We start from the raw sequence: 20,970 nt of genomic DNA, 5'->3' as shown, positions 1-20,970 counted from the left end.
CGTTACAGCAAACTCCCCTCCCAATTGAACAGCCCCGGACGACGCAAAGCCGGAAGGGACGCGGGCGGATTTTCTTCCATATGGGCGTAAAAGCTGTAGCCCGCGGCGGCAAGGGTGGAGCGCTGGGCTGTCAGATCCAGAGGCCAGCCGGGATAGATCCAGAGCGTGCCGCCGTACTGCCGGGCCCAGAAAGGTTCGCCCTTGGGACTCAAAAAGGGCTCGTTGGCCTTGACCCCCGTGAGAGGAAAACGGCTCAGCCCCACGGGCCAAAAGCCCGCAAGCACCACGCCCAGGGGCAGGGGGCTTTGGGCGGGCAGGGCCAACATCTCTTCGCGGGGCAGTTCCGGGCTTGCAAAGGCGGCGGTAAAGCCCATGCGGGCCAGCAGGCCCAGGGCCGGAGCATTGGCGCAGTTGCAGAAGGGCCCGGCCATGAGGTCCGCCTCCGGCGGCAGATCCTGGGGGAAAAGACCACGCTGCCAGGGGGCGTTGCAGACAAACTGGCGTGCGCCGTCGCGCCAGAGGCGCTGGATGGCGCGCAGCAGCGGGGCCTCCTCTTCGGGCCAGATGACCGGCGGCAGCCACCAGCAGGTGCGGGAAATGAGCGTGCGGGAAATTTCCGCGCTGCGGGGGGAAAGCCAGAGGGCGTTGCGGCCGCGGCCGCGCTCCCTGCCCTGGGGCTGGCTGGCGTGGACAAACATATCCGGCCGAGGTGCGGGTTTTACGGGTCGCGGCAGAACGGGCAGGGCCTCCACAGGGGCGCTGGGGCGTCCTGGCAGGGCCTCCAGGCGGGCCTGCCAGGTTTTGAGTATGGCCATGAGCTCCGCTTCGCGCCGGTCGATCAGAAAGACCGGCGTGCCCGCCCTGGGGGTCTTGTGCTTGGCTAGCCGCAACGTGAGGTTGCCGGCCTTGGGCACGCGGCGGGTCACGGGCAGGGTGGCGTGCCAGCGCTCGTCCTCCACGCCCACCCGCAGATAGTCCTGGGGCAGCAGTTCAAAATAGGGTTTGAGCAGCACGCTGCCGTCGGGCTCTATGCGCACCTTGCCGGCCAGCAGGCCGGAACTGGTCTGGCCGTCGGGGGCTGTGGGGGCGTTGTCCTTCTGGGGCAAAAAACGCGCGCGGGTGACGGGGCGGCCCAGGGCCCACTGGAGGATCTCCTCCGCTGTCTTGCGGGCCTGCGGGTCGCCGGGGTTGTCGCGCAGCAGCCGGTAGGCCGTAACCGCATGGTAGACGTAATGGGGGCCTTTTTTGCGGCCCTCAATCTTCCACGAAACCAAGTGGGGCACGTCACGCAGGGTTTTGACCAGCACGTCCAGCGAAAGATCCTGACAGGAAAACCAACGGCCTTCGTGTTCTTTGCCGGGCCGGGAAGCGGCGCGGGGAGAACGGCGGGGGGCCTCGCGCCGGGACCGGACATCCTCACGCTCAGGACGTCCGTCCGGGCGGCGGCCGCGCGCAAGGGCATCGGGCGCGGCCTGGCGGATCAGGGCCTGGGCCGTGCCCTGCCCGCCCTGACGGTAGACCCGGCGGCAGGGCTGCACGCAGCGACCGCGCAGGCCGCTTTTGCCGCCCATATAACTGGACCAGTAGCAGCGCCCGGAAACGCAGTAGCACAACGCGCCGTGAACAAAACACTCCAGGTCCAGCCCTTCGGGGCAGGCCGCGCCCATAAGGCGGATTTCGTCAATGGAGAGTTCACGCGGCAGGATAACCCGGCTGGCCCCCAGAGCGCGAGCCTCCAGCAGACTTTGCGGATGGGTGAGGTTGGCCAGGGTAGAGAGAAAAAGCCCGCCCTCAAAGCCCGCCTGACGGGCCAGATCCAGCAGGGCCAGATCCTGGATGATCAGGCCGTCGGGCCGCACCTGACGGGCCAGCCGGGCCGCCAGCCGGAAGGCCTGGGCGGGCTCGTCCGGCTTAAGCAAGGTGTTCATGGCCACATAAACGCGCGCGCCCGAAGCGTGGGCCAGGTCCGTCAGGCGCGAAAGTTCGGTGAGGCCGAAATTTTCGGCCTGCATGCGGGCAGAAAAATTTTTGAGCCCCAGATAGATGGCGTCCGCCCCGGCGGCCAGCCCGGCCAGAAAGGAAGGAACATCCCCCGCCGGGGCGAGGATTTCGGGGCGCTCCGGCGTGGGAACGGGCAGGAGGGGCGCGCTTTGGAGGGTCATGATCTGTAGTACTCCCGGTACCAGGCCACAAAGCGGGCAATGCCCTCGCGCAGAGGCGTATGGGGGGCAAAGCCCGTGGCGGCGGTTAGGTCGTCAATGTCGGCCCAGGTGGCGGCCACGTCGCCGGGCTGCATGGGCAGCAGCTCTTTGACGGCTTTGCGGCCCAGGGCGTCTTCCAGGGTGGCGATGAAGTCGTTGAGCTCCACCGTGTGGTTGTTGCCGATATTGTAGATGCGCCAGGGCGCGGAGCTGCTGGCCGGGTTGGGGGCCGCAGGGTCAAAATCCGGGTCCGGACCGGGGGCCTGGGGCAGGATGCGCGCCACGCCTTCAATAATGTCGTCGATATAAGTAAAATCGCGGCGCATGCGGCCCGCATTGAAAACTTTGATGGGTTCGCCGCGCAAAATGGCCGTGGTAAACAGGTGCAGGGCCATATCCGGTCGGCCCCAGGGGCCGTAAACCGTAAAAAAGCGTAGCCCCGTGCAGGGAATGCGGAACAGATGGCTGTAGGCGTGGGCCATGAGTTCGTTGCTTTTTTTGCTGGCCGCATACAGGCTTACGGGATGGTCCACATTGTGGCGCACAGAATAGGGCTGGGCCGCGTTGAGCCCGTAGACCGAGGACGAGGAGGCAAAAACCAGGTGCTCCACCTTGTGACGGCGGCAGCCCTCCAGAATGTGACCAAAACCCAGCAGGTTGGCATTGAGATAGGCCTCAGGATTCTGCAGGCTGTAGCGTACTCCGGCCTGGGCGGCCAGGTTGACCACATGGCTGAAGCCTTCCTGTTCAAAGAGCGCGGCCAGGGCCGGGCCATCGGCCAAATCTCCCCGCACGCAGCGAAAACCGGCGGCCTGCGGCAGTGCCGCCAGCTGCGCCAGGCGGTCGTTTTTAAGCTGCACGTCATAGTAGTCGTTGCAGTTGTCCAGCCCCACCACCGTATGCCCGTCGGCCAGCAGCCGCCGGCAGAGATGGTAGCCGATAAAACCCGCCGCGCCCGTCACAAGTACATGCATGCTGTGTCCTCCATTCCATTGGCCCCGCTTGCCGTTGCGGAAGTATATCTGCAAGGACAAGACCCCACTCCGACGCTTATCCGCCGGGCAAACCGCGCTACGGCTGCACGGCGGACGTCAGCTCACGCAGCCGTCCGCTCGGCTCAAGGCTGCAACGCCCCACGTCTGCGCGCACGGTAAGCCAGATGCGCCTTGCGGGCAAGGGGCGGTCCGGGGCTTGCGGGACGGCGCGCGGCAACGTATGCTGCCTATTCGTGAGGGAACGCATGCGCAAATCTGACCATAACGGGCGGCCAGCCGCCCAGTTTGCCGACCGGTCCGGAGCAGGCCCCCGCGCCGGCCGTGGGCGGCTGGCCTGGTACGCCGGGCCGTACAAAGACGCCCTGCTCTATCTGATGGTAGCCATTTTTCTGGTGGAACTGGCCGTGGGCGGCGTGTCTTTTTTTTACGGGGTCATGCACGCCGCGCCAGAAACTCCGGGCGGCCCGCCCCTGGCCCGCTTTCCCTGGCTGGGCTGGGCCGTGGCGGCCGTGCTGGCCCCGGTGGGGCTCATGCTGCTGGTGCACCTTTCCGGCACCTGGGTGGCGCGCTTTCTGGGCCGGGAAGACGCCGCGCCAGCCGCAAAAGAAGCCGGGGGCGATGCGGACGAGGCGCAGGTGCCCGAACGCCTACGACGGTTTTACGCCATTATCCGCAATGCGCCCACGGTGGTGCTCTTGCTGGGCATCCTGCTGCTGGGTGCGGGGCTGTTTTTTGTGGACGGGGCCTTTACGGCTTTGGTGCGCATGGGCGGCGCGCTGACGCCGTATATCCCCTGGATAGCTGGCAGCGCCGCGGCCCTGCTGGCCGTCTGTTACCTGGTGCACCGCTGGTTTGTCTACCGGCACCATAAGATGCAGGAAGAATACGCCTACCGCCGCCAGGTGCTGGAACGCACGGGCATTGTGCTGGTGGACAAAGGCTGCGTGCCCCTGCCGCAAAACCAGGAACAGCGCCTGGCCCTGAACGCGCAGGTACTGGACGCCCACGCCCTGCCCCAGGGCGCGGACGCCGCCGACCCGGACACAGGGCCAGGCTCCGAACCGGACGGCAAGCCGGATTCGGGACCGGAAGGCGGGCCGCAAAACGCCACCGCGTCCCCCGACAGCGATGAAGACATCGTGGATGCGGAAGTGGCCCCGCCGCGCAAGGACTGAACAATTTCACCGTGAGCCCGCGTGGGCCATGGCGTGTAAAGAACCCGCCGCGCGGGTTGCAGCCCTGTTGGCCTGCGCGGGCACGCCGACAGGGCCAGCGTCCTTTTTACCACAAGCGACAAACCACGCGGGAAACGCCATAAAAACACGGCGGCCATGCCTCTGAGGACGTAGCCGCCGTGTTTTTATGGCGTTCTGTTTCCGGCAGGTCACCGGGCTCAGCTGTCGCGGCCCACGTCCTCGGCCTTGCTTTCCCGGCGGGGCAGGTCCACCGTGTCAGGCTCACTGGCCGCCCGGCGGAAGTCCCGGATGGCCCGGCCAAGACCGGCGCCGATTTCCGGCAATTTTTTGGTGCCGAACAGAATCATGGCTATAACCATTACCAACAGCAAATGTGGTACGCTGAAGAAATCTAACATGATACGCCCCCCCTTCCGAGCGTTTTCGCGGTATGTCGGTCCCAAGACATCCCCTGAAGCAATTCCACAGTGAAATTGCCCTGGCAGCTGCCGAAGCAGACGTCCTCCGCAAAGGCATACGCGCAATGTAGTTGCAGTTACGCGCTGAAGCGGACGCATCTTTTACTTTGAACTTTGAATGGATACGCTCAAAGCTGATCTGCTCTCAAATCGGCCAGCGGCAAAGCTGCGGGCCGCCAGGGACACCTTAGGGTTAGTGTTAGGCCAAAACGACCACCAGTGCAAAGGCTTTTTTCTTGTGCGCCCTCAGGCGTTGCCGATAAGCAGTCCGGTCAGAAAGACCAGCACCCCGCCCAGCACCACCTGCAGGGCCGCGGAAACAATGGGCGTGTTCATGAAGCGGGAACGCACCCAGGTAATGGCGGCCAGCTCCAGCGCCACCACCACCAGCGCCGCCATGAGCGCCGCCCGGTAGTTGCCGATAAGAAACGGCAGGGTGTGGCCTATGCCGCCCAGCGTGGTCATAAGGCCGCAGACCAGGCCGCGCACCCAGGGGTGGCCGCGGCCGGTAACACTGCCGTCGTCCGAAAGGGCCTCGGCAAAGCCCATGCTGATGCCCGCCCCCAGGGAGGCGGCCAGGCCCACCAGAAAGGCTTGCCAGGAATCGTGCGTGGCCGCGGCCGCCGCAAAAACCGGCGCCAGGGTGGAAACGCTGCCGTCCATGAGCCCGGCCAGCCCGGGCTGGATGATCTGCAGGGCGTACAGGCGGCGTTGGGCCGCGGCTTCCACGGCTCTGGCGTCCTTGTTCAGGTATTTGTCGGAAAGGCGCTCGGCGTTGATTTCGTGTCGCCTCTCCACCTGCGCCAGGTCGTCCAGCAGGCGGCGGATATCCGGGTCTGCGGTTCTGGATGCGGCCTTTTCATAAAACTGACGGGTTTCCAGCTCCATGGAGGCCGTGAAGCGCCGCACCGCCTCCAGGCCCAACGGACGCACCAGCCACAAGGGCTTGCGCTGCACAAAGCCTTTGACGTCCTGCCGACGGATCAGCGGGATGTGCCCGCCGAATTTTTTCTGGAACAGCTCGGTGAGTTTTTGCCGGTGCACGGTTTCTTCCGCGCCCATGCCCGCCAGCACGGCCTCGGTGGCCGGGAAGTCCTCCCGCAGGGCGGCGGCGAAGTCCGCATAGATACGCTCGTCCTCTTCTTCCAGGCTGATGGCCAGGGCAAGGATTTCCGCCTCGCTCAGTTCTGAAAATTTTTTCATGGCGCGCAGCTCCGCCGCAGGGCTTCAGGGTCGGGGGATGGCTGTTCCCGCAGGGGGCAACAGTCCCAAGAGCTCGCCCCGCCGGGGCCGGGGTTGGTCAGGCTTTTTCGGGCGTGTGCAGACTGCCCGCATCGTGCCCGCTGGCCAGGTTGCGGTTCCAGGCGCGGATGGCCGCCCCCTGCGAAACCGACCACTGCTGCGAGGTCTGCCCGCAAGAACAGACCACGCGCCACACTTCCTGCCGGCGTCCCGGCGGCAACATGGACTCCAGGTGCACGTCGGTGCCGCCGCAGGCCAGGCAAGGACGGATGGTATGGGGATCGAGCTCTTTCATGGCCGCAAGATAGCAGTGTTGCGATCTTTTCACAAGAACGTCGGCGTGAGGAGCGCCTTAACGCTTTGCTGACACGGGGGGGCGCATGGTGGCCCCCACAGTGCTTTTGCCCGCACTGCCTAAACTCTATGCCTGTTCCAGGAGGACACACCATGCGTTATTTGTGGATTCTGCTTCTGACCCTGGCCTTGGCCGCTCCCGCCGCCTATGCCGTCGCTGCCGACAGCACGGGCGCTCCCGCCGCCGCCGCGCCCCACAAAACCAAAGCCGCCAAAACCAAAGGGGTGACAAAAAAAGCCCCGGTGGATACAGTGGCCAAGGCCCTTGCTTCCGGCGACAGAACCCCCATGCGCGTTACCGGACGCCTGGTGGAAAAAGTGCCCGGCAAAAAAGTGCAGTATGTTTTTGAGGACGCCACCGGCCGCGTAACCGTGGCGCTGGGCAAAAAAGCCCTCAAAGGCGCGGCCGTGCCGGCCCTGCAGAGCGAAGTGCGCCTGGCGGGCGTGCTGCGCGTCAAAAACAAAACTACCCCTGTGATGGTGGCGCACAGCGTGCAGCCCCTGTAAAACCGCCGCCCTTCGCGCCCTCCGGGTCTCTGCAGGCCCGGAGGGGCCCGATCCGCCGTTATTCCCTGGGCGGGCGGGCAAACCCGCCCGCCCAGCGCTGCGCCGCATCTGCCGGGGCCTGTTCATCATAACCTCGCTCCGGCAACGACGTGCGCCAGTCCCCGCGGCACAGAGGCCGACGCCGCGCATTCAGGTCGGCGCGCGCCGCAATGAACATGACGCAAACTTTGCCTATGTCTGTTTTCAAAGGCAAACTGTTTTACAAGGAGGCCCCATGCCCAGAACAGCCCTTGCCGCCCTGCTGGCCCTGCTGGCGCTGACAATCTGCTCCCCGCCCGCCCAAGCCGCAGGCTTTGAAGGGCCAGGCGTGGCCCCGGCGGTGACCCGCGCCGTGGACGTGCTCAATGCGCAGGACGATGCCCCCTGCGTGCTGGAAGGCCGCCTGGTGGAAAAGCTGCCCCGGCGTAAGCACCGTTATCTGTTTGAAGACCGCAGCGGCCAGGTGGTAGTGGAAATCGAAAACGCGGTTTTCGGCCAGTCTACTGTGACGCCCAAGGACAAAATCCGCCTGCAGGGCCATGTGGACTGGAACCGCAAACGCCCCAATACGGTGGAGGTGGACAGCCTCACCATTCTGGGCCCGGTGACGGACGCGGACCTGCCCCCCGTCCAGCCCCGACAGGAAAACGCCCCCGGCCATGCCCGACACCCTGCTGCTCGTTGAGGACAACGAGGATATCCTCGCCAACCTCTATGCCTACCTGGAGCCCCTGGGCTATGAGCTGGACTGCGCCCGCAACGGCCGCGCGGGCCTGGCCATGGCCCTGGAACGGCGCTTTGACTGCCTGATTCTGGACGTCATGCTGCCAGGCATGGACGGTCTGGCCCTCTGCCGCGCCCTGCGGGAAGAGCATGGGCAGACCCTGCCCGTGCTCATGCTCACGGCCCGCGATACCGTGGCCGACCGCGTACTGGGCCTGGAGGCCGGAGCAGACGACTATCTGGTCAAACCCTTTGCCCTCAAAGAGCTGGCGGCCCGCGTGCGCGCCCTGCTCCGACGCAGTCGGCTGCAGGCGGGCAAGGTTGCCGGCGCAGTCTGGACCTATGCCGACGTGCAGCTCAACACGGCCGAACATTGGGCCCAACGCGCGGGCCGCCCCCTGCGCCTGAGCCCCACGGGCTTCCGCATCCTGACGGAACTGCTGCGCGCAGCTCCGGCCCTGGTGCGCCGCCAGGAGTTGGAAAACCTCCTCTGGGGCGATGCGCCGCCCGAAGGCAGCGCCCTGCGCACCCACATCCACGAACTCCGGCGCGAACTGGACAAACCTTTTGCCGCCGCCCTGCTGCACACCCTGCCCCATATGGGCTACCGTCTGTGCCTGGATGCCGATGACGAAGCAACAGAGGACACGGAGGGGACAGCCTGATGTCTGTCGCTTTCCGCCCACGCCGCGCCAGCATCCGCCGTCGCCTGCTGGCGGCCTTTGTCTTTCTGGCCCTGAGCATGGGCGCGGCGCTGGGCCTGGCCGGACGCCTTTCCTTTGATTCTCTGGGCACGGCGCTGCTGGCCTGGCATACCCGGCCGGTCATGGACGCCCTCATGGAGGCGGAACGCCGCGCCTGGGAAGCCGAAGATCGCGGCGGCGAAAAACTCTACTACGGCGAAGATCTGGCCGCCGTCATGCACTGGCGTTTTCTGGTAGGCAAAGAAGTGCCCGACCCCTGGCGCGCCTTGCCCGACGGTCTGCACCTGACTGAAAACAGCCGCGACTTCGTGCTGGTGGCGCGGCGCGACAACGTCATCTACGCCCTCAGCGGCGAGGTGGGCGTGTTTGCGGCACTCAATCAAAAGCTCACCGGCGCGCTGCTGCTCTGCGCGCTGGCGGGTCTGGGCCTGGCCGTGGCGCTGGCCGTGGTGCTGAGCCGCCGCCTCACCGCGCCCCTGCGCGAACTTACCGCCGCCGTGGAGGCCCGCCCGCCGGAAGCCTTGCTGCACGACGGAGCAACACAGACACCCGCCGTGCCCTGCACGGAGCTGCATGACGAGGTGGGCGTGCTGGCCAGGGCCGTGGCCGCGCGCGAGGCGGCCCTGCGCAGCTATGTGCGGCGGGAAAGCAATTTTACCGGTGACGTAAGCCACGAGCTGCGCACGCCCCTCACCGTGCTGCAGGGCGGCCTGGAAATTCTGGAACCGCGTCTGGCGGCCCTGCCCCAGAGCGCCGCACTTATGCCCACCCTGCGACGGCTGACGCGCACCACCGAAGGCATGGCCCACACTGTGCGCACCCTGCTGCTGCTGGCCCGGCGGCCGGAAGAGCTGGAGTGCCGGGAACTGGACGCCACAGCCCTGCTGTGCGGACTGCTGCACCGCATGGAAAAAGACGGACTGCTGCGCCTGGAATCTATTCCGGCACCCCCCGACGTTGACGGGAGTGTGCCGGTCCGCGACGCTGCAGATTCCGCCGCCCACGGGCTGCCGGGCGGGCTTTCGCCGTCGCGGCCGCCGCTTTCGCCCAATGCGCTTGCCCGCAGCGCACAGCGCGCGCCCGTACAGGTCTGCGCAGCCCTGGCCCCGGCGGTACGGGTCTGGGGGCACAGAGATCTGACAACCATTATCTTTAAAAATCTACTAGACAACGCCTGCAAGTACACAGAAGATAATCGCGCCGCCGTCAGCCTTACGGCTACAACGCTGCTGGTGCGCAACCGCGGCCGCATCCCGGCGGATGTGGATGTTTTTGCGCGCGGCGCACGACACGGCCACACAGGGCGGGATACTGCCGGCCACGGCCTGGGGCTTTCTCTTGCCCTGCGCGCCTGTGAACGTCTGCACTGGCGGCTGGAACTGCTGCCCGCCGGGCCGGAAGAAGCCGTCTTTTGCGTCAGCTTCGGGCCCCTGCCTCAAGGAGAACCTCTCGCATGAGTCCTGTTTTACCGTCCTGTTTCCCCCGTTCACGTCGTCGGCTGGCCGTCCTGCTTCTGGTCGTTCTGGCCCTGGCGGGCTGGCGGCTGCTCTCCAGCGGCGGCCGTCAGGGCGCGCCCATAGCCGCGGCTCCGGTGCGCGTAGCCGTGGCCCTGGCGCAGGACGTGCCCCAGTTCTGCAACGGGCTGGGCACGGTGCTGCCTTCCAGCGACGTGCTGGTGACCAGCCGGGTGGACGGGCAGCTGCTGCGTCTGCACTTTACCGAGGGCCAGCGCGTCAAGGCCGGTGAGCTGCTGGCGGAAATTGACCCGCGTCCCTTCCAGGCCGCTCTGGATCAGGCCCTGGGCACTCTGGCCAAGGACCAGGCGCAGCTGGACAATGCCCGCAAGGACCTACGCCGCTACGCCCAGCTCTCCAAGGGGGACTTCATCGCGGCCCAGCAATACGAAACCCAGCGCGCTCTGGTGCGCCAGTACGAAGGCACGGTGGCGGCGGACAAAGCCGCCGCAGATTCGACCCGCCTGCAGCTGGAATACAGCCGCATCACGGCCCCGGTGTCGGGCCGGCTGGGCCTGCGCAACGTGGACGAAGGCAATATGATCAAAAGCTCTTCCACCGAGGGGCTGGTACGCATTACCGAGGTCAGCCCCTGCGACGTGGTTTTTACCTTGCCCGAAAGCCAGGTACCCCTGGTGGTGCAGGCTCTGCGCCGCAGCGAACAGGAAGGTTCCGGCCCCCTGCCCGTGCAGGCCTGGGACAGAGAGCAGAAAACCTGTCTTGGCCTGGGGCGGCTGATTTCTTTGGATAACCAGATCGACGCCTCCACAGGCACGGTGAAGCTCAAGGCCCGTTTCGATAATGTGGCGGAAGCCCTCTACCCCAACCAGTTTGTCAATGCCCGCCTGCTGGCGCGCGTGCTGCCCGAAGCGGTTACCGTACCGGCCTCCGCCGTGCAGCTGGGCACGCGCGGCAGCTACGTTTATGTGCTGAACGCCGCGGCCGCCGCAACCGCCTCCGGCCCCAAGGCCGCCGCGCAGACTTCCGCTGTCGCCCCCAAGGGTCAAAAACCGGCAGCCGCCCTTCCGACGGGCACGGTCAGTCTGCGTCTGATTACCGTGGGTCTGACAACGGACAGTCTGACGGTAGTGGAAAAGGGGCTGGCCGCCGGCGAAACCGTGATAGTGGACGGACTGGACCGGCTGCGCGACGGCAGCACGGTGAGCGTGGCGGCCAGTGTGGACACGCCCAAGGCCGAAGCCGTGCCTGTTCTGCCTGCGCAACAGCGGGAAAGTGCAGGCAGTTAAACCGGCCGCGCCGCCCCTCCTCCACAAAAATTCCATCGTCCCGCACCTTACCCCGGAACCCGCATGAATTTTTCGCGCATTTTCATTCTCCGCCCGGTGGCCACTTCGCTGCTCATGGCGGCCCTGCTGCTTTCGGGGCTGTTGGGCTACCGCTATCTGCCCGTAGCGGCCCTGCCGCAGATCGACTACCCCACCATTCAGGTGCAGACCTTGTATCCCGGCGCGTCGCCGGACGTCATGGCTTCGGTGGTCACGGCCCCGCTGGAGCGGCAGTTCGGCACCATGCCGGGGTTGGTGCAGATGCATTCGCAGTCCACAGCCGGCGCTTCGGTGGTGACTCTGCAGTTTGACCTGACCACAGCGCTGGATGTGGCCGAACAGGAGGTGCAGGCGGCCATTAACGCGGCGGACAATCTGCTGCCTTCAGACCTGCCCACGCCCCCCGTGTACAATAAGGTCAACCCGGCGGACCCGCCCGTGGTGACCCTGGCCGTCACCAGCGACGCCATGCCCCTTACCCGGCTGGAAGACTTGGTGGACACGCGCATGGCGCAAAAAATTTCGCAGCTGCCGGGCGTAGGTCTGGTAACCCTTTCGGGCGGGCAGCGCCCGGCAGTGCGGGTGCGGGTGAACCCCCGCGCTCTGGCCCACGCGGGCCTGACCCTGGCCGACGTGCGCACGGCCATAGACAAGGCCAACGTCAACGACGCCAAGGGCAGCTTTGACGGGCCGGAGCGCGCCAGCACCCTGGACGCCAACGACCAGCTGACCTCGGCAACGGAATACGGCCGCACCATCATCGGCTACAAGGACGGCGCTCCCCTGCGCCTGGAGGACGTGGCCACGGTGGTGGAAGGGGCGGAAAACGCCCGCCTGGCCGCTTATGTGGCTGGGGAAGGCGGAAATTTTCGCCCAGCCATCGTGCTTTCGGTGCAGCGACAGCCCGGAGCCAACGTCATTGGCGTGGCCGACGGCGTGCTGCGCCTGCTGCCCGTGCTGCAGCAGACCCTGCCCGGCCACGTCAACGTGCGCGTGGTCACGGACCGTACCGTGACCATCCGGGCCACAGTGCACGACGTGCAGCTGGAGCTGCTGCTTTCCATCGGCCTGGTCATCGGGGTTATCTGGCTGTTTTTGCGCAACGGCCGGGCCACGCTCATTCCGGCCCTGGCCGTGCCCCTTTCGCTGGTGGGATCGCTGGGCGTCATGCATCTGGCGGGCTTTTCGCTCAACAACCTGACCCTCATGGCCCTGGTCATCGCCACGGGTTTTGTGGTGGACGACGCCATTGTGGTCATTGAGAATATCGCCCGGTATCTGGAAGAAGGACACAAACCACGGGAGGCCGCCCTCATTGGCGCGGGGCAAATCGGCTTTACCATCATTTCTCTGACCATTTCCCTGGTGGCGGTGCTTATTCCCCTGCTTTTCATGGGCGACGTGGTGGGGCGGCTGTTCCGCGAATTCGCCGTCACCCTGGCCGTCACCATCCTCATTTCGGCAGTCATTTCGCTCACGCTCACCCCCATGCTCTGCGCCGTACTGCTGCGGCCGGAGGCGCAGGCCGCAGGCCAGGGCGGCTTTTTCCCCAAGCTGCTGGCCTGGTACGAGCGACGGCTGGACTGGGTGCTGGCCCATCAAGGCCTGACCCTGGCCGTCACCGTAGGCACGCTGGCGCTCACAGCCCTGCTCTATACGCTCGTGCCCAAGGGCTTTTTCCCCGTGCAGGATACGGGCGTCATCCAGGGTTTGGCCGAGGCTCCGCAGGACACCTCCTTCGCGGCCATGGCCGAGCGGCAGCGCGACCTGGCCCGGAGCATCCTGCAGGACCCGGCCGTGGCCGACGTGGTCTTTTTTGTGGGCGTGGACGGCGTAAACCAAAGCCCGGCTACCTCGCGCCTGAGCATCGCCCTCAAACCCCTGGACGAGCGCGACGCCCGCGCACCGGCCATTGCCCGGCGCATTGCAGCCAGGGCCGCGGCCCTGCCCGGCGTGCGCCTGTATCTGCAGCCCGTGCAGGATCTGACCATTGAAGACCGCGTGGCCCGCAGCCAGTACCAGTTCACCATAGAGGCCCTCAGCCGTACACAGCTCGAAGCCTGGACGCCGAAACTGACAGCAGCCTTACAGCGGCGGCCGGAACTGGACACCGTCACCAGCGACCACCTGCCCCCCGGGCGCATGGCCTGGGTGGAAATCAACCGTGACGCCGCCGGACGCCTGGGCATCAACATGGATGATGTGGACAACGCCCTTTACGACGCCCTGGGCCAGCGGCTCATTTCCACCATCTTTACCCAGACCAACCAATACAAAGTGGTGTTGGAAACGGAAGAACATTTCCGTCGCACGCCGCAGGATCTGGAGCATATTTACGTTACCGGCGGGGACGGCAAGCCCGTACCCCTCACCAGCATCGCCAAGGTGGAAGAGCGCCCCGTGCAGCTGGCTCTGGCCCGGCAGGGGCAGTTCCCCGTGGCCACCCTTTCCTTCAATGTGGCGCAGGGCTCTTCTCTGGGCGCAGCCGTGCGCGCCGTGCAGGAAGAGGAACGCGAACTCCGCCTGCCCGCGGCCCTGCGCACCCAGTTTCAGGGCGCAGCCAGCGCCTTTCTGTCCTCCACGGACAATCAGCTCTGGCTTATTCTGGCCGCCGTGGTCACGGTCTACATTGTACTGGGCGTGCTGTACGAAAGTTACATCCATCCCCTGACCATCCTCTCCACCCTGCCCTCGGCGGGCATCGGGGCTCTGCTGGCCCTCATGCTGGCGGGCATGGAGCTGGGCGTGGTGGGCATTATCGGCATTATCCTGCTCATCGGCATCGTCAAAAAAAACGCCATTATGATGATCGACTTCGCCCTGGAGGGCGAACGACGCGAGGGCAAAACGCCCCTGGCGGCCATCCGGCAGGCCTGTCTGCTGCGGCTGCGGCCCATTCTCATGACCACGTTGGCGGCCCTGCTGGGGGCCCTGCCCCTCATGCTGGGCTGGGGCATGGGCGCGGAACTGCGCCGTCCCCTGGGCGTGAGCATGGTGGGCGGGCTGCTGGTAAGCCAGGTGCTGACCCTCTTCACCACGCCCGTGGTCTACCTTTGGTTTGACCGTCTGAGCCGTCGGCTGCGAGGCCGGGGCGCGGCCCTGCCCCGGACGGACGCAGCGGGCGACGCAGACGGGCTGGAAGCCCCGGAGGCGCGACCGTGAATGACACGGCGCGCGGCGCAACGCCCGACAACGGCCGCAAGAACCGCGAGGAAGGGCGCGCCCACCGCCTGGGGCCGGAAATCCTGCCTCTGAACCTTTCCGCGCCCTTTATCCGGCGGCCCGTGGCCACGACCCTGCTGACCCTGGCCATTGCCCTGGCGGGCGTGGTGGCCTTTGGCCTGCTGCCCGTAGCCCCGCTGCCGCAGGTGGATTTTCCCGTGGTGGTGGTGCGGGCGAAACTGCCCGGCGCCGGGCCGGAAACCATGGCCGCCACCGTGGCCACCCCGCTGGAACGCGCCCTGGGCCGCATCGCCGGCGTGACCGAAATGACCTCCTCCAGCAGCCTGGGTTCCTCGGAAGTGGTCCTGCAATTTGATCTGGACCGCAATATCGACGGTGCGGCCAGGGACGTGCAGTCCGCCATCAACGCGGCCCGCTCCACCCTGCCCACCATGCCTTCCAACCCCACCTACCGGAAGGTGAACCCGGCCGGCGCGCCCATCATGATCCTGTCCATCACTTCCGGCGTGTTGACCCGCTCCCAGCTTTACGACGCAGCCTCCACGGTGCTGGCGCAAAAGATTTCACAGCTGCCCGGCGTGGGCGAAGTGGTCGTAGGGGGCGGGGCCCTGCCCGCCGTGCGGGTGGAGGTCACCCCGGACGCCCTGAGCCGCGCCGGCCTGGTCATGGAAGACGTGCGCAAGGCCCTGGCCGGGGCCAACGCCTTTCTGCCCCGCGGCATGCTGGAAAGCGACAAAAACTTCTGGCTGGTGGGGGCTAACGACCAGCTGCGCAAAGCGCAGGACTACAAAGACGTCATCGTGGCCCGCCGGGGCGACAAAACCATTCGCCTGGCCGACGTGGCCCGGGTGGAGGACGGCGCGCAGGACGTGCGCGCCATGGCCCTTTCCAACGGCAGACCGGCGGTGCTGCTGATCGTCTTCCGCTCGCCCGGCGCCAACATCATCGCCACTGTGGACCATGTTAAGGCGCTCTTGCCACAGCTGCGCTCCTGGCTGCCCGAAAGCGCGGATCTGGAGCTGCGCATGGATCGCTCCCAGACCATCCGCGCCTCCCTGCACGAGGTGGAAAAAAGCCTGCTTCTGGCCATGACCCTGGTGGTGCTGGTGACCTTTCTTTTTCTGCGCAACGGCCGGGCCACGGCTATCCCCGCCGTGGCCGCGCCCGTATCCCTGCTGGGCACCTTCGGCGTCATGTACCTCTGCGGCTACAGCCTGGACAATCTTTCGCTCATGGCCCTCACCGTTTCCACAGGCTTTGTGGTGGACGACGCCATCGTGGTGCTGGAAAACATCGTGCGTCGGCTGGAAGCGGGCGAAAAACCCCTGCGCGCAGCCCTGCGCGGCGCGCGCGAAGTGGGCTTTACCGTGGTTTCCATTTCTCTTTCGCTGGTGGCGGTGTTCACGCCCATCGTGTTCATGGGCGGCATTGTGGGGCGACTGTTCCGCGAGTTTTCCGTAGTGCTGACCACGGCGGTGCTGGTTTCCATGCTGGTTTCCCTCACCACCACGCCCATGATGTGCGCGCGCCTGCTGCGCCCCCTGGAGCACGAAGCCAAGGCCCGCCAAACCGCCAGGCGCTGCGGGGCCGGGGGGCTGGTGGGCGCGCTGCGCCGTTTGCTGGCCCGCGTGGGCGACGCCTGGGGGCATGTCCTGGCAGCCCTGCAGACGGGCTACGCCCGCAGCCTGCCCGTGGTGCTGCGCCACCGCCGCCTGACGCTCTTTTCTCTGCTGCTGGTGGTAGCCGCCAATGTGTGGATGTACGTTGTAGTGCCCAAAGGCTTTTTCCCCGTGCAGGACACAGGCGTAATCATGGGCAGCGTACGCGCGGACCAGAGCGCGTCCTTCCAGGCCATGCAGGCCAAACTCACCCGGCTGGTCAACATCATTCGGGCGGACCCGGCCGTGCAGCAGGTTTCGGCCCACCTTTCAAGCAGCCGCGGCGGGGCCGGGGTCTTTATCGCCCTCAAGCCGCTGAAGGAACGCAAAATCGGCGCACAGGGCGTTATCGGACGCCTGCGCGGCAAGCTGGCCTCGGAGCCGGGCCTGCAGATCTTTCTGCAGCCCGCTCAGGACATCATGATGGGCGGCCGCGGCGCGCGCGCGCAGTACCAGTACACCCTCCAGGCCGACGACCTGGACGCCCTGCGCACCTGGGGCCGCCGCTTGCAGCAGGCCCTGGCTGCGGACGCCGCTTTCAAGGACGTGGACAGCGACATAGAAGAACGCGGCCTGCAAACCTTAATCAGCGCGGACCGCGATGCCCTGGCCCGCTACGGGCTGAGCATGAAGGACATGGACCGCGCCTTGGGCAACGCCTTTGGTCAGAGCCAGGTTTCCACCATCTATGAAGACAAGAACCAATACCGCGTGGTGCTGGAATACGGGCCGGACTGGCTGGCCGGAGCCGAGGCCCTGGAAAAGGTGCGTCTGCCGGGCACGGGGGGGCTGGTGCCCCTGTTGAGCGTGGCCCAGGTAACCCCCGCCTTTGCGCCTCTTTCCGTAGCCCATCAGGGGCAATTTGCCGCAGTGACGCTGGCCTTCAACCTGGCGCCGGGGGCTGCGCTTTCCCAGGCGCAAACGGCCATCGACGCCGCCAGGGTGCGCCTGGGCATGCCCTCCACCGTAGTGGGCAGTTTTCAGGGCACGGCCAAGATGTTCAGCGACACGGTGGGCAACCAGGTGGTGCTCATCCTGGCGGCTCTGGCCGCGCTCTACATCGTGCTGGGCATTCTGTACGAAAGCCTTATCCACCCCCTGACCATCCTTTCCACCCTGCCCTCGGCGGGCGGCGGGGCTTTGCTGGCCCTCATGGCCTGCGGCATGGAGTTCAGCGTCATTGCCCTGATCGGCGTGCTGCTGCTCTGCGGCATCGTCAAAAAGAACGCCATCATGATGGTGGACTTCGCCATTGAGGCCGCCCGCACCCGCAACCTGCCGCCGGAACAAGCCATCTACGAAGCCTGTCTGCGGCGCTTCCGGCCCATTATGATGACCACCTTCGCCGCCATTCTGGGGGCCGTGCCTTTGGCCCTGGGCCAGGGCGACGGAGCCGAAATCCGCCAGCCCCTGGGCGTGACCATCGTGGGCGGCCTGCTGGTGAGCCAGCTGCTCACCCTCTACACCACGCCCGTGGTCTACCTGACCCTGGACCGCTGGCGAAGCCGCAAAGCCAAACCGTAACGCGGCCTGCCGTGTAGCGGCACGAAACAACGCCCTATCGTTAAACGCAAAAACCGCAAAGCCCGGACGTAACGCCGCGTGCCGGGCACTGCCGCATCTTGCGCCGCCGACGCAATGGCAGAGGGCAACGGCTCCAGAGCAGCTTCCCTTTGCGAATATGTATTCTCAACGTTTCGGCACGCTCATTCCGGCGCTTACCCGCGCAAAGAACTTGCCCTTGCGCCTCCACGGCGGGCGGCTCTTACGCAACCGCCAAAACATTGCAACGTTGCAATGCTCTATTCGCACTGCCCAAGGATATGGAACTGGTGCACCGGGGTGGTGTAGACAATACCGCTGCCGGGATCGCTGAAAATGCTCATGCTGCAGATGGCCGCCACAATGGTCTGAACCAGATCGGCCTGCGCCACAATCAGCAGCATTTCTTTTTGCGGCACCATGCTTATGCCGAAAAACTTCACGTCCTCTTCCGTGCCCGTGCCCCGCGCGCCCAAAACCGTGCCCCCACGGGCCCCGGCCTGCCGGGCAACGCTCATAATTTCATCCGCATGGCCCTCCGAGGCAATGCACGTAATCAGGATATTGTCGGTATTCATGCGTCCGCTCCTGGCGCAGTACAGTGTGCTGTCATAATCAAAATATCTCCTGCCGGCCGAAAAGGCCCCTGGCAAAGGCCTGGCGCCCATCCGTGCCTGTCATTGCAGAAAGAAATACGCCATGGCGCCGCCTATGCTTGAAAGAACAATAAAATACGGTAACATCAGCTGCAACATGCGCAGATAGGACAGCCGAATCACCGGGGACAGGGCCGAAGTAAGCAGGAACAAAAACCCGGCTGTGCCGTTGGGCGTGCCCAGGGAGGGAATATTGGTGCCCATGTTGATGACCACGGCAATATTCTGATACCAGTCCAGGTCAAAGGCCCCGGCATTGTAGGCCTTGTCCATCTCGGAAAGAAAAACCGAAGCCACAAAAACGCTGTCGCTGACCATGGAAAGCAGCCCGTTGACCCCGTAGAGCACAAGCAGCTGCGTCTGCCCCTTGAAGGAAAGCACCCACTGCACCACCGGCGTGACCAGGTGCTGGTCGTGCACCACCGCAAGAATGGCAAAAAAGATCACGATGAGTGTGGCAAAGGGCATGGCGTTGTTGAAGGGTTCTGCAAAATCGTGTTCATGGATCATGCCGGTAAAGGCGGAAAGGACCACAATGACGCCAATGCCGATCACCCCCACCTCGGCCACATGAAAGCCTAAGGCCACAATGAGCAGCAGCGCCACCAGCCCTTGCAGCGCGTATTGATACACGCTTTGCCCCGTGAGTTTGCGGGCCCTTTTTTCATAATCCCTGACAATGAGCTGACGTATTTTGTCCGACAGCTCATAGCCGAAACCGGGAAAACGCAAAAGCTCCAGCAGAGGGCACAGAATAAAGCCGCCCAGCACCACAGGCACGGCAATAACCCCGCAGTGCCTGAAGAAATCGGCGAAATTCCAACCCATTTTCGTACCGATCATCATATTCTGCGGCTCGCCCACCAGGGTCAGGGTGCCGCCCAGAGCCGTGCCCACGGCCGCGTGCATGATCAGATTGCGCAGAAAGCCCTGGAAGGCGGCAGTTTCCTGTTCCGCCTGCTCCTTGGGAATGCCCGCGTAGGCATTGCCCACCCGATGATAGATGGCGTAAAAATTAAAAATGACGGCAATAAGCACGGCCAGCACCGTCAGCGCGTCCAAAAAACTGGAAAGCGCGGCGGTGGCCACACAAAACACCAGCGAAACTTGCCATTTTTTCCTGAACTGCAGAAAAAGGCTGGTGAAAACCAGCGAAAGCACATCCTTGAGGTAGTAGATGCCGGCCACCATGAAAATAAGCAAAAGCAGGGTGGGCAGGTTGGCGGCTATTTCGCTGTATATCGTTTCCGGCCGGGCCAGGCCGATGGCGGCGGCCTGCAGGGCCAGCAGCCCTCCGGCAGGCACAGGGTACACCTGCAGGGCCAGGGCCAGAGTAAAAATAAACTCCAGCAGAATCAGCCAGCCCGCCACAAAGGGGCTGACCAAGAAAAAGACGGCAGGATTCAACAGCAAAAAGCATAAAATTGAATATTTATACCATAGTGGGGCCTTTCCCAAAAAATTCCTGGCCATAATCCGCAGCATGGTATCCCCTGATGACGTCAAAAGAAGCTCTGGCAACGGCAAGAGCGCCCGCAAAGGGCAGCGCCGCAAAAATACTGCCGGGCGGAGAACCGCACGCAGAGTATCCGTTTCTTATGGAATCATACCTGGTTGTGCTGGGCAAATCAAGACAAGGGGATGCTGCTGAAAAAAGGGTTCACAACTTAATATCTATGCATTTTACACGTAACAATACAAAAAATAATTTTATTATATATCACTATAAATTATATACACATTATTACTTCTAGTCATTGCATAATTTTTAATTGAAATTTTACCATTCTACGGACAAAACAACCCTAATCCAACTCACGGCCCACCCACACGGCACGGCCGATAACCCGCACCAGGTCGGCCAGCTGCCCGCCGGTAGGGGCCTCAATGGGCGCATAAAGCGCGTTGGAGCTGCTCAGGATAAGCCGCCCGGGCACGGCATTGACAATTTTGAGATAGACCATGTCCTCCACGCCCACAGCATAGATGCGCCCCGGCACGGGCACGTTTTGGCTCTGGTCAATAAGCACCACGTCGTTGTGCATGATGCGCGGCTGCATGCTGTCGCCCGAAACCCGCAGCAGCACCATGCGCGAAGGGTTGCCCTTGCGGCGCAAAAAATCCCAGCGAAAGGCGTAGTGCCGCAGCACCTCGTCGCTGGTCTCAAAGCTGCCCGTGCCCGCCGAAAGCCGGGCCTCCACCATGGGCACCATCACCAGCCTGGCGTCGGGCGTGTCCAGCACGCCGCCTTCGGCCTCGCCCTTGCCGGCCAGAAGCCAGTCCAGAGAACAGCCCAAAGTCCGGGCCAGGCGCACGGCGTGCCCGCCACGAGGCCACTGCCCACGCTCGTACTGCTGAATAGTGGTCAGGCTCAAGCCCATTTTTTTCGCCAGATCCTGCTTGCGCAGGCCCAGAGCCTCGCGCCGTTGCGCCAGACGCCTAGCAAAGGCTCCGGCCTCGTCGCGTCCAAGGCTCACTGCGTTCATGGCTGTCTACCTTTCTCGCGGTTGTCATTTCTTTTTCCTCTGTCACCGCAATGCGGCCGCCAGAGCCTTAGGGACCGGAAGGCCGCCAGGGCCGCCTTCCGCGGCGGAAAAATCTGAAGAACGCCCGTTACAGCAAACAAAACCGCGCACGCCGCCCCAGCACTGTACCCCGAAGCCTTTTTCTTAGCAAGGTTTTCCTATATTGATATAAAAAATTTTTTGCCTA

General features: G+C 64.6%; 16 protein-coding genes. 8 read left to right on the top strand and 8 right to left on the bottom strand.

From position 1 onward, the window contains the following. Positions 1-2 precede the first annotated feature (2 nt). Complete coding sequence (locus tag J7I12_RS10410; RefSeq protein ID WP_303192729.1) at positions 3-2,162, bottom strand: peptidase U32 family protein; 2,160 nt, start codon at positions 2,160-2,162, stop codon at positions 3-5. Next, on the bottom strand, positions 2,159-3,175 hold the full coding sequence (locus J7I12_RS10405; protein ID WP_118229723.1) for an NAD-dependent epimerase: 1,017 nt from the start codon (positions 3,173-3,175) through the stop codon (positions 2,159-2,161). Before J7I12_RS10405 ends, J7I12_RS10410 begins: the two co-directional genes overlap by 4 nt. Before the next feature lie 266 nt (positions 3,176-3,441). On the opposite strand from J7I12_RS10405, the gene J7I12_RS10400 reads away from it, so the two are divergent. Further along, positions 3,442-4,371 carry a hypothetical protein gene (locus tag J7I12_RS10400; protein WP_303192730.1) on the top strand — a complete coding sequence of 310 codons (930 nt, stop codon included), beginning with the start codon at positions 3,442-3,444 and terminating at the stop codon, positions 4,369-4,371. Between the two features lie 218 nt (positions 4,372-4,589). Here J7I12_RS10400 and J7I12_RS10395 read toward each other — a convergent pair whose 3' ends face one another. The 3 genes from J7I12_RS10395 to J7I12_RS10385 all read right to left on the bottom strand — a co-directional run bounded on the left by J7I12_RS10395 (position 4,590) and on the right by J7I12_RS10385 (position 6,420). Next, positions 4,590-4,790 carry a twin-arginine translocase TatA/TatE family subunit gene (locus J7I12_RS10395; RefSeq protein WP_118229724.1) on the bottom strand — a complete coding sequence of 67 codons (201 nt, stop codon included), beginning with the start codon at positions 4,788-4,790 and terminating at the stop codon, positions 4,590-4,592. A 306-nt stretch (positions 4,791-5,096) separates the two neighbouring features. Further along, positions 5,097-6,053, bottom strand: a complete 957-nt coding sequence (gene mbfA, locus J7I12_RS10390; protein ID WP_118229725.1) for an iron exporter MbfA — start codon at positions 6,051-6,053, stop codon at positions 5,097-5,099. A gap of 97 nt (positions 6,054-6,150) precedes the next feature. Then, a complete protein-coding gene (locus tag J7I12_RS10385) occupies positions 6,151-6,420 on the bottom strand; it encodes a hypothetical protein (protein WP_242621235.1) in 270 nt (89 codons plus the stop codon). Between the two features lie 119 nt (positions 6,421-6,539). On the opposite strand from J7I12_RS10385, the gene J7I12_RS10380 reads away from it, so the two are divergent. The 7 genes from J7I12_RS10380 (at position 6,540) to J7I12_RS10350 (ending at position 17,584) form a co-directional block, all read left to right on the top strand. Continuing rightward, positions 6,540-6,953, top strand: a complete 414-nt coding sequence (locus tag J7I12_RS10380; RefSeq protein ID WP_165450917.1) for a NirD/YgiW/YdeI family stress tolerance protein — start codon at positions 6,540-6,542, stop codon at positions 6,951-6,953. Positions 6,954-7,227: 274 nt separating this feature from the next. Beyond that, the gene (locus J7I12_RS10375; protein ID WP_130958003.1) at positions 7,228-7,677 is read left to right on the top strand and encodes a YgiW/YdeI family stress tolerance OB fold protein; all 450 of its coding nucleotides are present in this window, start codon (positions 7,228-7,230) and stop codon (positions 7,675-7,677) included. Next, entirely contained in the window at positions 7,652-8,380 is a 729-nt protein-coding gene (locus J7I12_RS10370; RefSeq protein ID WP_130958004.1) for a response regulator transcription factor, read from the top strand. Before J7I12_RS10375 ends, J7I12_RS10370 begins: the two co-directional genes overlap by 26 nt. Continuing rightward, complete coding sequence (locus J7I12_RS10365) at positions 8,380-9,876, top strand: sensor histidine kinase (protein ID WP_303192732.1); 1,497 nt, start codon at positions 8,380-8,382, stop codon at positions 9,874-9,876. The genes J7I12_RS10370 and J7I12_RS10365 overlap by 1 nt, the downstream gene beginning before the upstream one ends. Next, positions 9,873-11,180 carry an MdtA/MuxA family multidrug efflux RND transporter periplasmic adaptor subunit gene (locus J7I12_RS10360; RefSeq protein WP_302548991.1) on the top strand — a complete coding sequence of 436 codons (1,308 nt, stop codon included), beginning with the start codon at positions 9,873-9,875 and terminating at the stop codon, positions 11,178-11,180. The genes J7I12_RS10365 and J7I12_RS10360 overlap by 4 nt, the downstream gene beginning before the upstream one ends. A 63-nt stretch (positions 11,181-11,243) precedes the next feature. Beyond that, positions 11,244-14,381, top strand: coding sequence for a multidrug efflux RND transporter permease subunit (locus J7I12_RS10355; RefSeq protein WP_302548989.1), 3,138 nt, complete (start codon positions 11,244-11,246; stop codon positions 14,379-14,381). Positions 14,382-14,464: 83 nt separating this feature from the next. After that, positions 14,465-17,584 (top strand): efflux RND transporter permease subunit, encoded by a 3,120-nt coding sequence (locus J7I12_RS10350; RefSeq protein ID WP_270229366.1) that lies wholly within the window; start codon positions 14,465-14,467, stop codon positions 17,582-17,584. A 278-nt stretch (positions 17,585-17,862) separates the two neighbouring features. On the opposite strand, the gene J7I12_RS10345 is transcribed toward J7I12_RS10350, so the two are convergent. The 3 genes from J7I12_RS10345 to J7I12_RS10335 all read right to left on the bottom strand — a co-directional run bounded on the left by J7I12_RS10345 (position 17,863) and on the right by J7I12_RS10335 (position 20,744). After that, entirely contained in the window at positions 17,863-18,180 is a 318-nt protein-coding gene (locus J7I12_RS10345) for a P-II family nitrogen regulator (RefSeq protein ID WP_118229733.1), read from the bottom strand. Between the two features lie 99 nt (positions 18,181-18,279). Beyond that, a complete protein-coding gene (locus tag J7I12_RS10340) occupies positions 18,280-19,731 on the bottom strand; it encodes an SLC13 family permease (protein ID WP_242621242.1) in 1,452 nt (483 codons plus the stop codon). 332 nt (positions 19,732-20,063) lie between these two features. Continuing rightward, positions 20,064-20,744: an XRE family transcriptional regulator gene (locus J7I12_RS10335; protein WP_118229735.1), complete on the bottom strand. Its 681-nt coding sequence runs from the start codon at positions 20,742-20,744 to the stop codon at positions 20,064-20,066. Positions 20,745-20,970: the final 226 nt, after the last annotated feature.

Origin of the sequence: Desulfovibrio diazotrophicus (assembly GCF_902498985.2) — a bacterium.
Lineage (GTDB): Bacteria > Desulfobacterota > Desulfovibrionia > Desulfovibrionales > Desulfovibrionaceae > Desulfovibrio > Desulfovibrio legallii.
The sequence above is the reverse complement of the archived record's forward strand: the minus strand, read 5'-3'. Positions and strand labels throughout refer to the sequence as shown.

What these genes read in the sequence shown, in the direction of transcription:
- J7I12_RS10340 (WP_242621242.1), bottom strand. Translation starts at nt 19,731, where the DNA reads ATGGCCAGGAATTTTTTGGGAAAGGCCCCACTATGGTATAAATATTCA.
- J7I12_RS10365 (WP_303192732.1), top strand. Translation starts at nt 8,380, where the DNA reads ATGTCTGTCGCTTTCCGCCCACGCCGCGCCAGCATCCGCCGTCGCCTG.
- mbfA (WP_118229725.1), bottom strand. Translation starts at nt 6,053, where the DNA reads ATGAAAAAATTTTCAGAACTGAGCGAGGCGGAAATCCTTGCCCTGGCC.
- J7I12_RS10360 (WP_302548991.1), top strand. Translation starts at nt 9,873, where the DNA reads ATGAGTCCTGTTTTACCGTCCTGTTTCCCCCGTTCACGTCGTCGGCTG.
- J7I12_RS10380 (WP_165450917.1), top strand. Translation starts at nt 6,540, where the DNA reads ATGCGTTATTTGTGGATTCTGCTTCTGACCCTGGCCTTGGCCGCTCCC.
- J7I12_RS10375 (WP_130958003.1), top strand. Translation starts at nt 7,228, where the DNA reads ATGCCCAGAACAGCCCTTGCCGCCCTGCTGGCCCTGCTGGCGCTGACA.
- J7I12_RS10345 (WP_118229733.1), bottom strand. Translation starts at nt 18,180, where the DNA reads ATGAATACCGACAATATCCTGATTACGTGCATTGCCTCGGAGGGCCAT.
- J7I12_RS10355 (WP_302548989.1), top strand. Translation starts at nt 11,244, where the DNA reads ATGAATTTTTCGCGCATTTTCATTCTCCGCCCGGTGGCCACTTCGCTG.
- J7I12_RS10410 (WP_303192729.1), bottom strand. Translation starts at nt 2,162, where the DNA reads ATGACCCTCCAAAGCGCGCCCCTCCTGCCCGTTCCCACGCCGGAGCGC.
- J7I12_RS10395 (WP_118229724.1), bottom strand. Translation starts at nt 4,790, where the DNA reads ATGTTAGATTTCTTCAGCGTACCACATTTGCTGTTGGTAATGGTTATA.
- J7I12_RS10370 (WP_130958004.1), top strand. Translation starts at nt 7,652, where the DNA reads ATGCCCGACACCCTGCTGCTCGTTGAGGACAACGAGGATATCCTCGCC.
- J7I12_RS10335 (WP_118229735.1), bottom strand. Translation starts at nt 20,744, where the DNA reads ATGAACGCAGTGAGCCTTGGACGCGACGAGGCCGGAGCCTTTGCTAGG.
- J7I12_RS10405 (WP_118229723.1), bottom strand. Translation starts at nt 3,175, where the DNA reads ATGCATGTACTTGTGACGGGCGCGGCGGGTTTTATCGGCTACCATCTC.
- J7I12_RS10400 (WP_303192730.1), top strand. Translation starts at nt 3,442, where the DNA reads ATGCGCAAATCTGACCATAACGGGCGGCCAGCCGCCCAGTTTGCCGAC.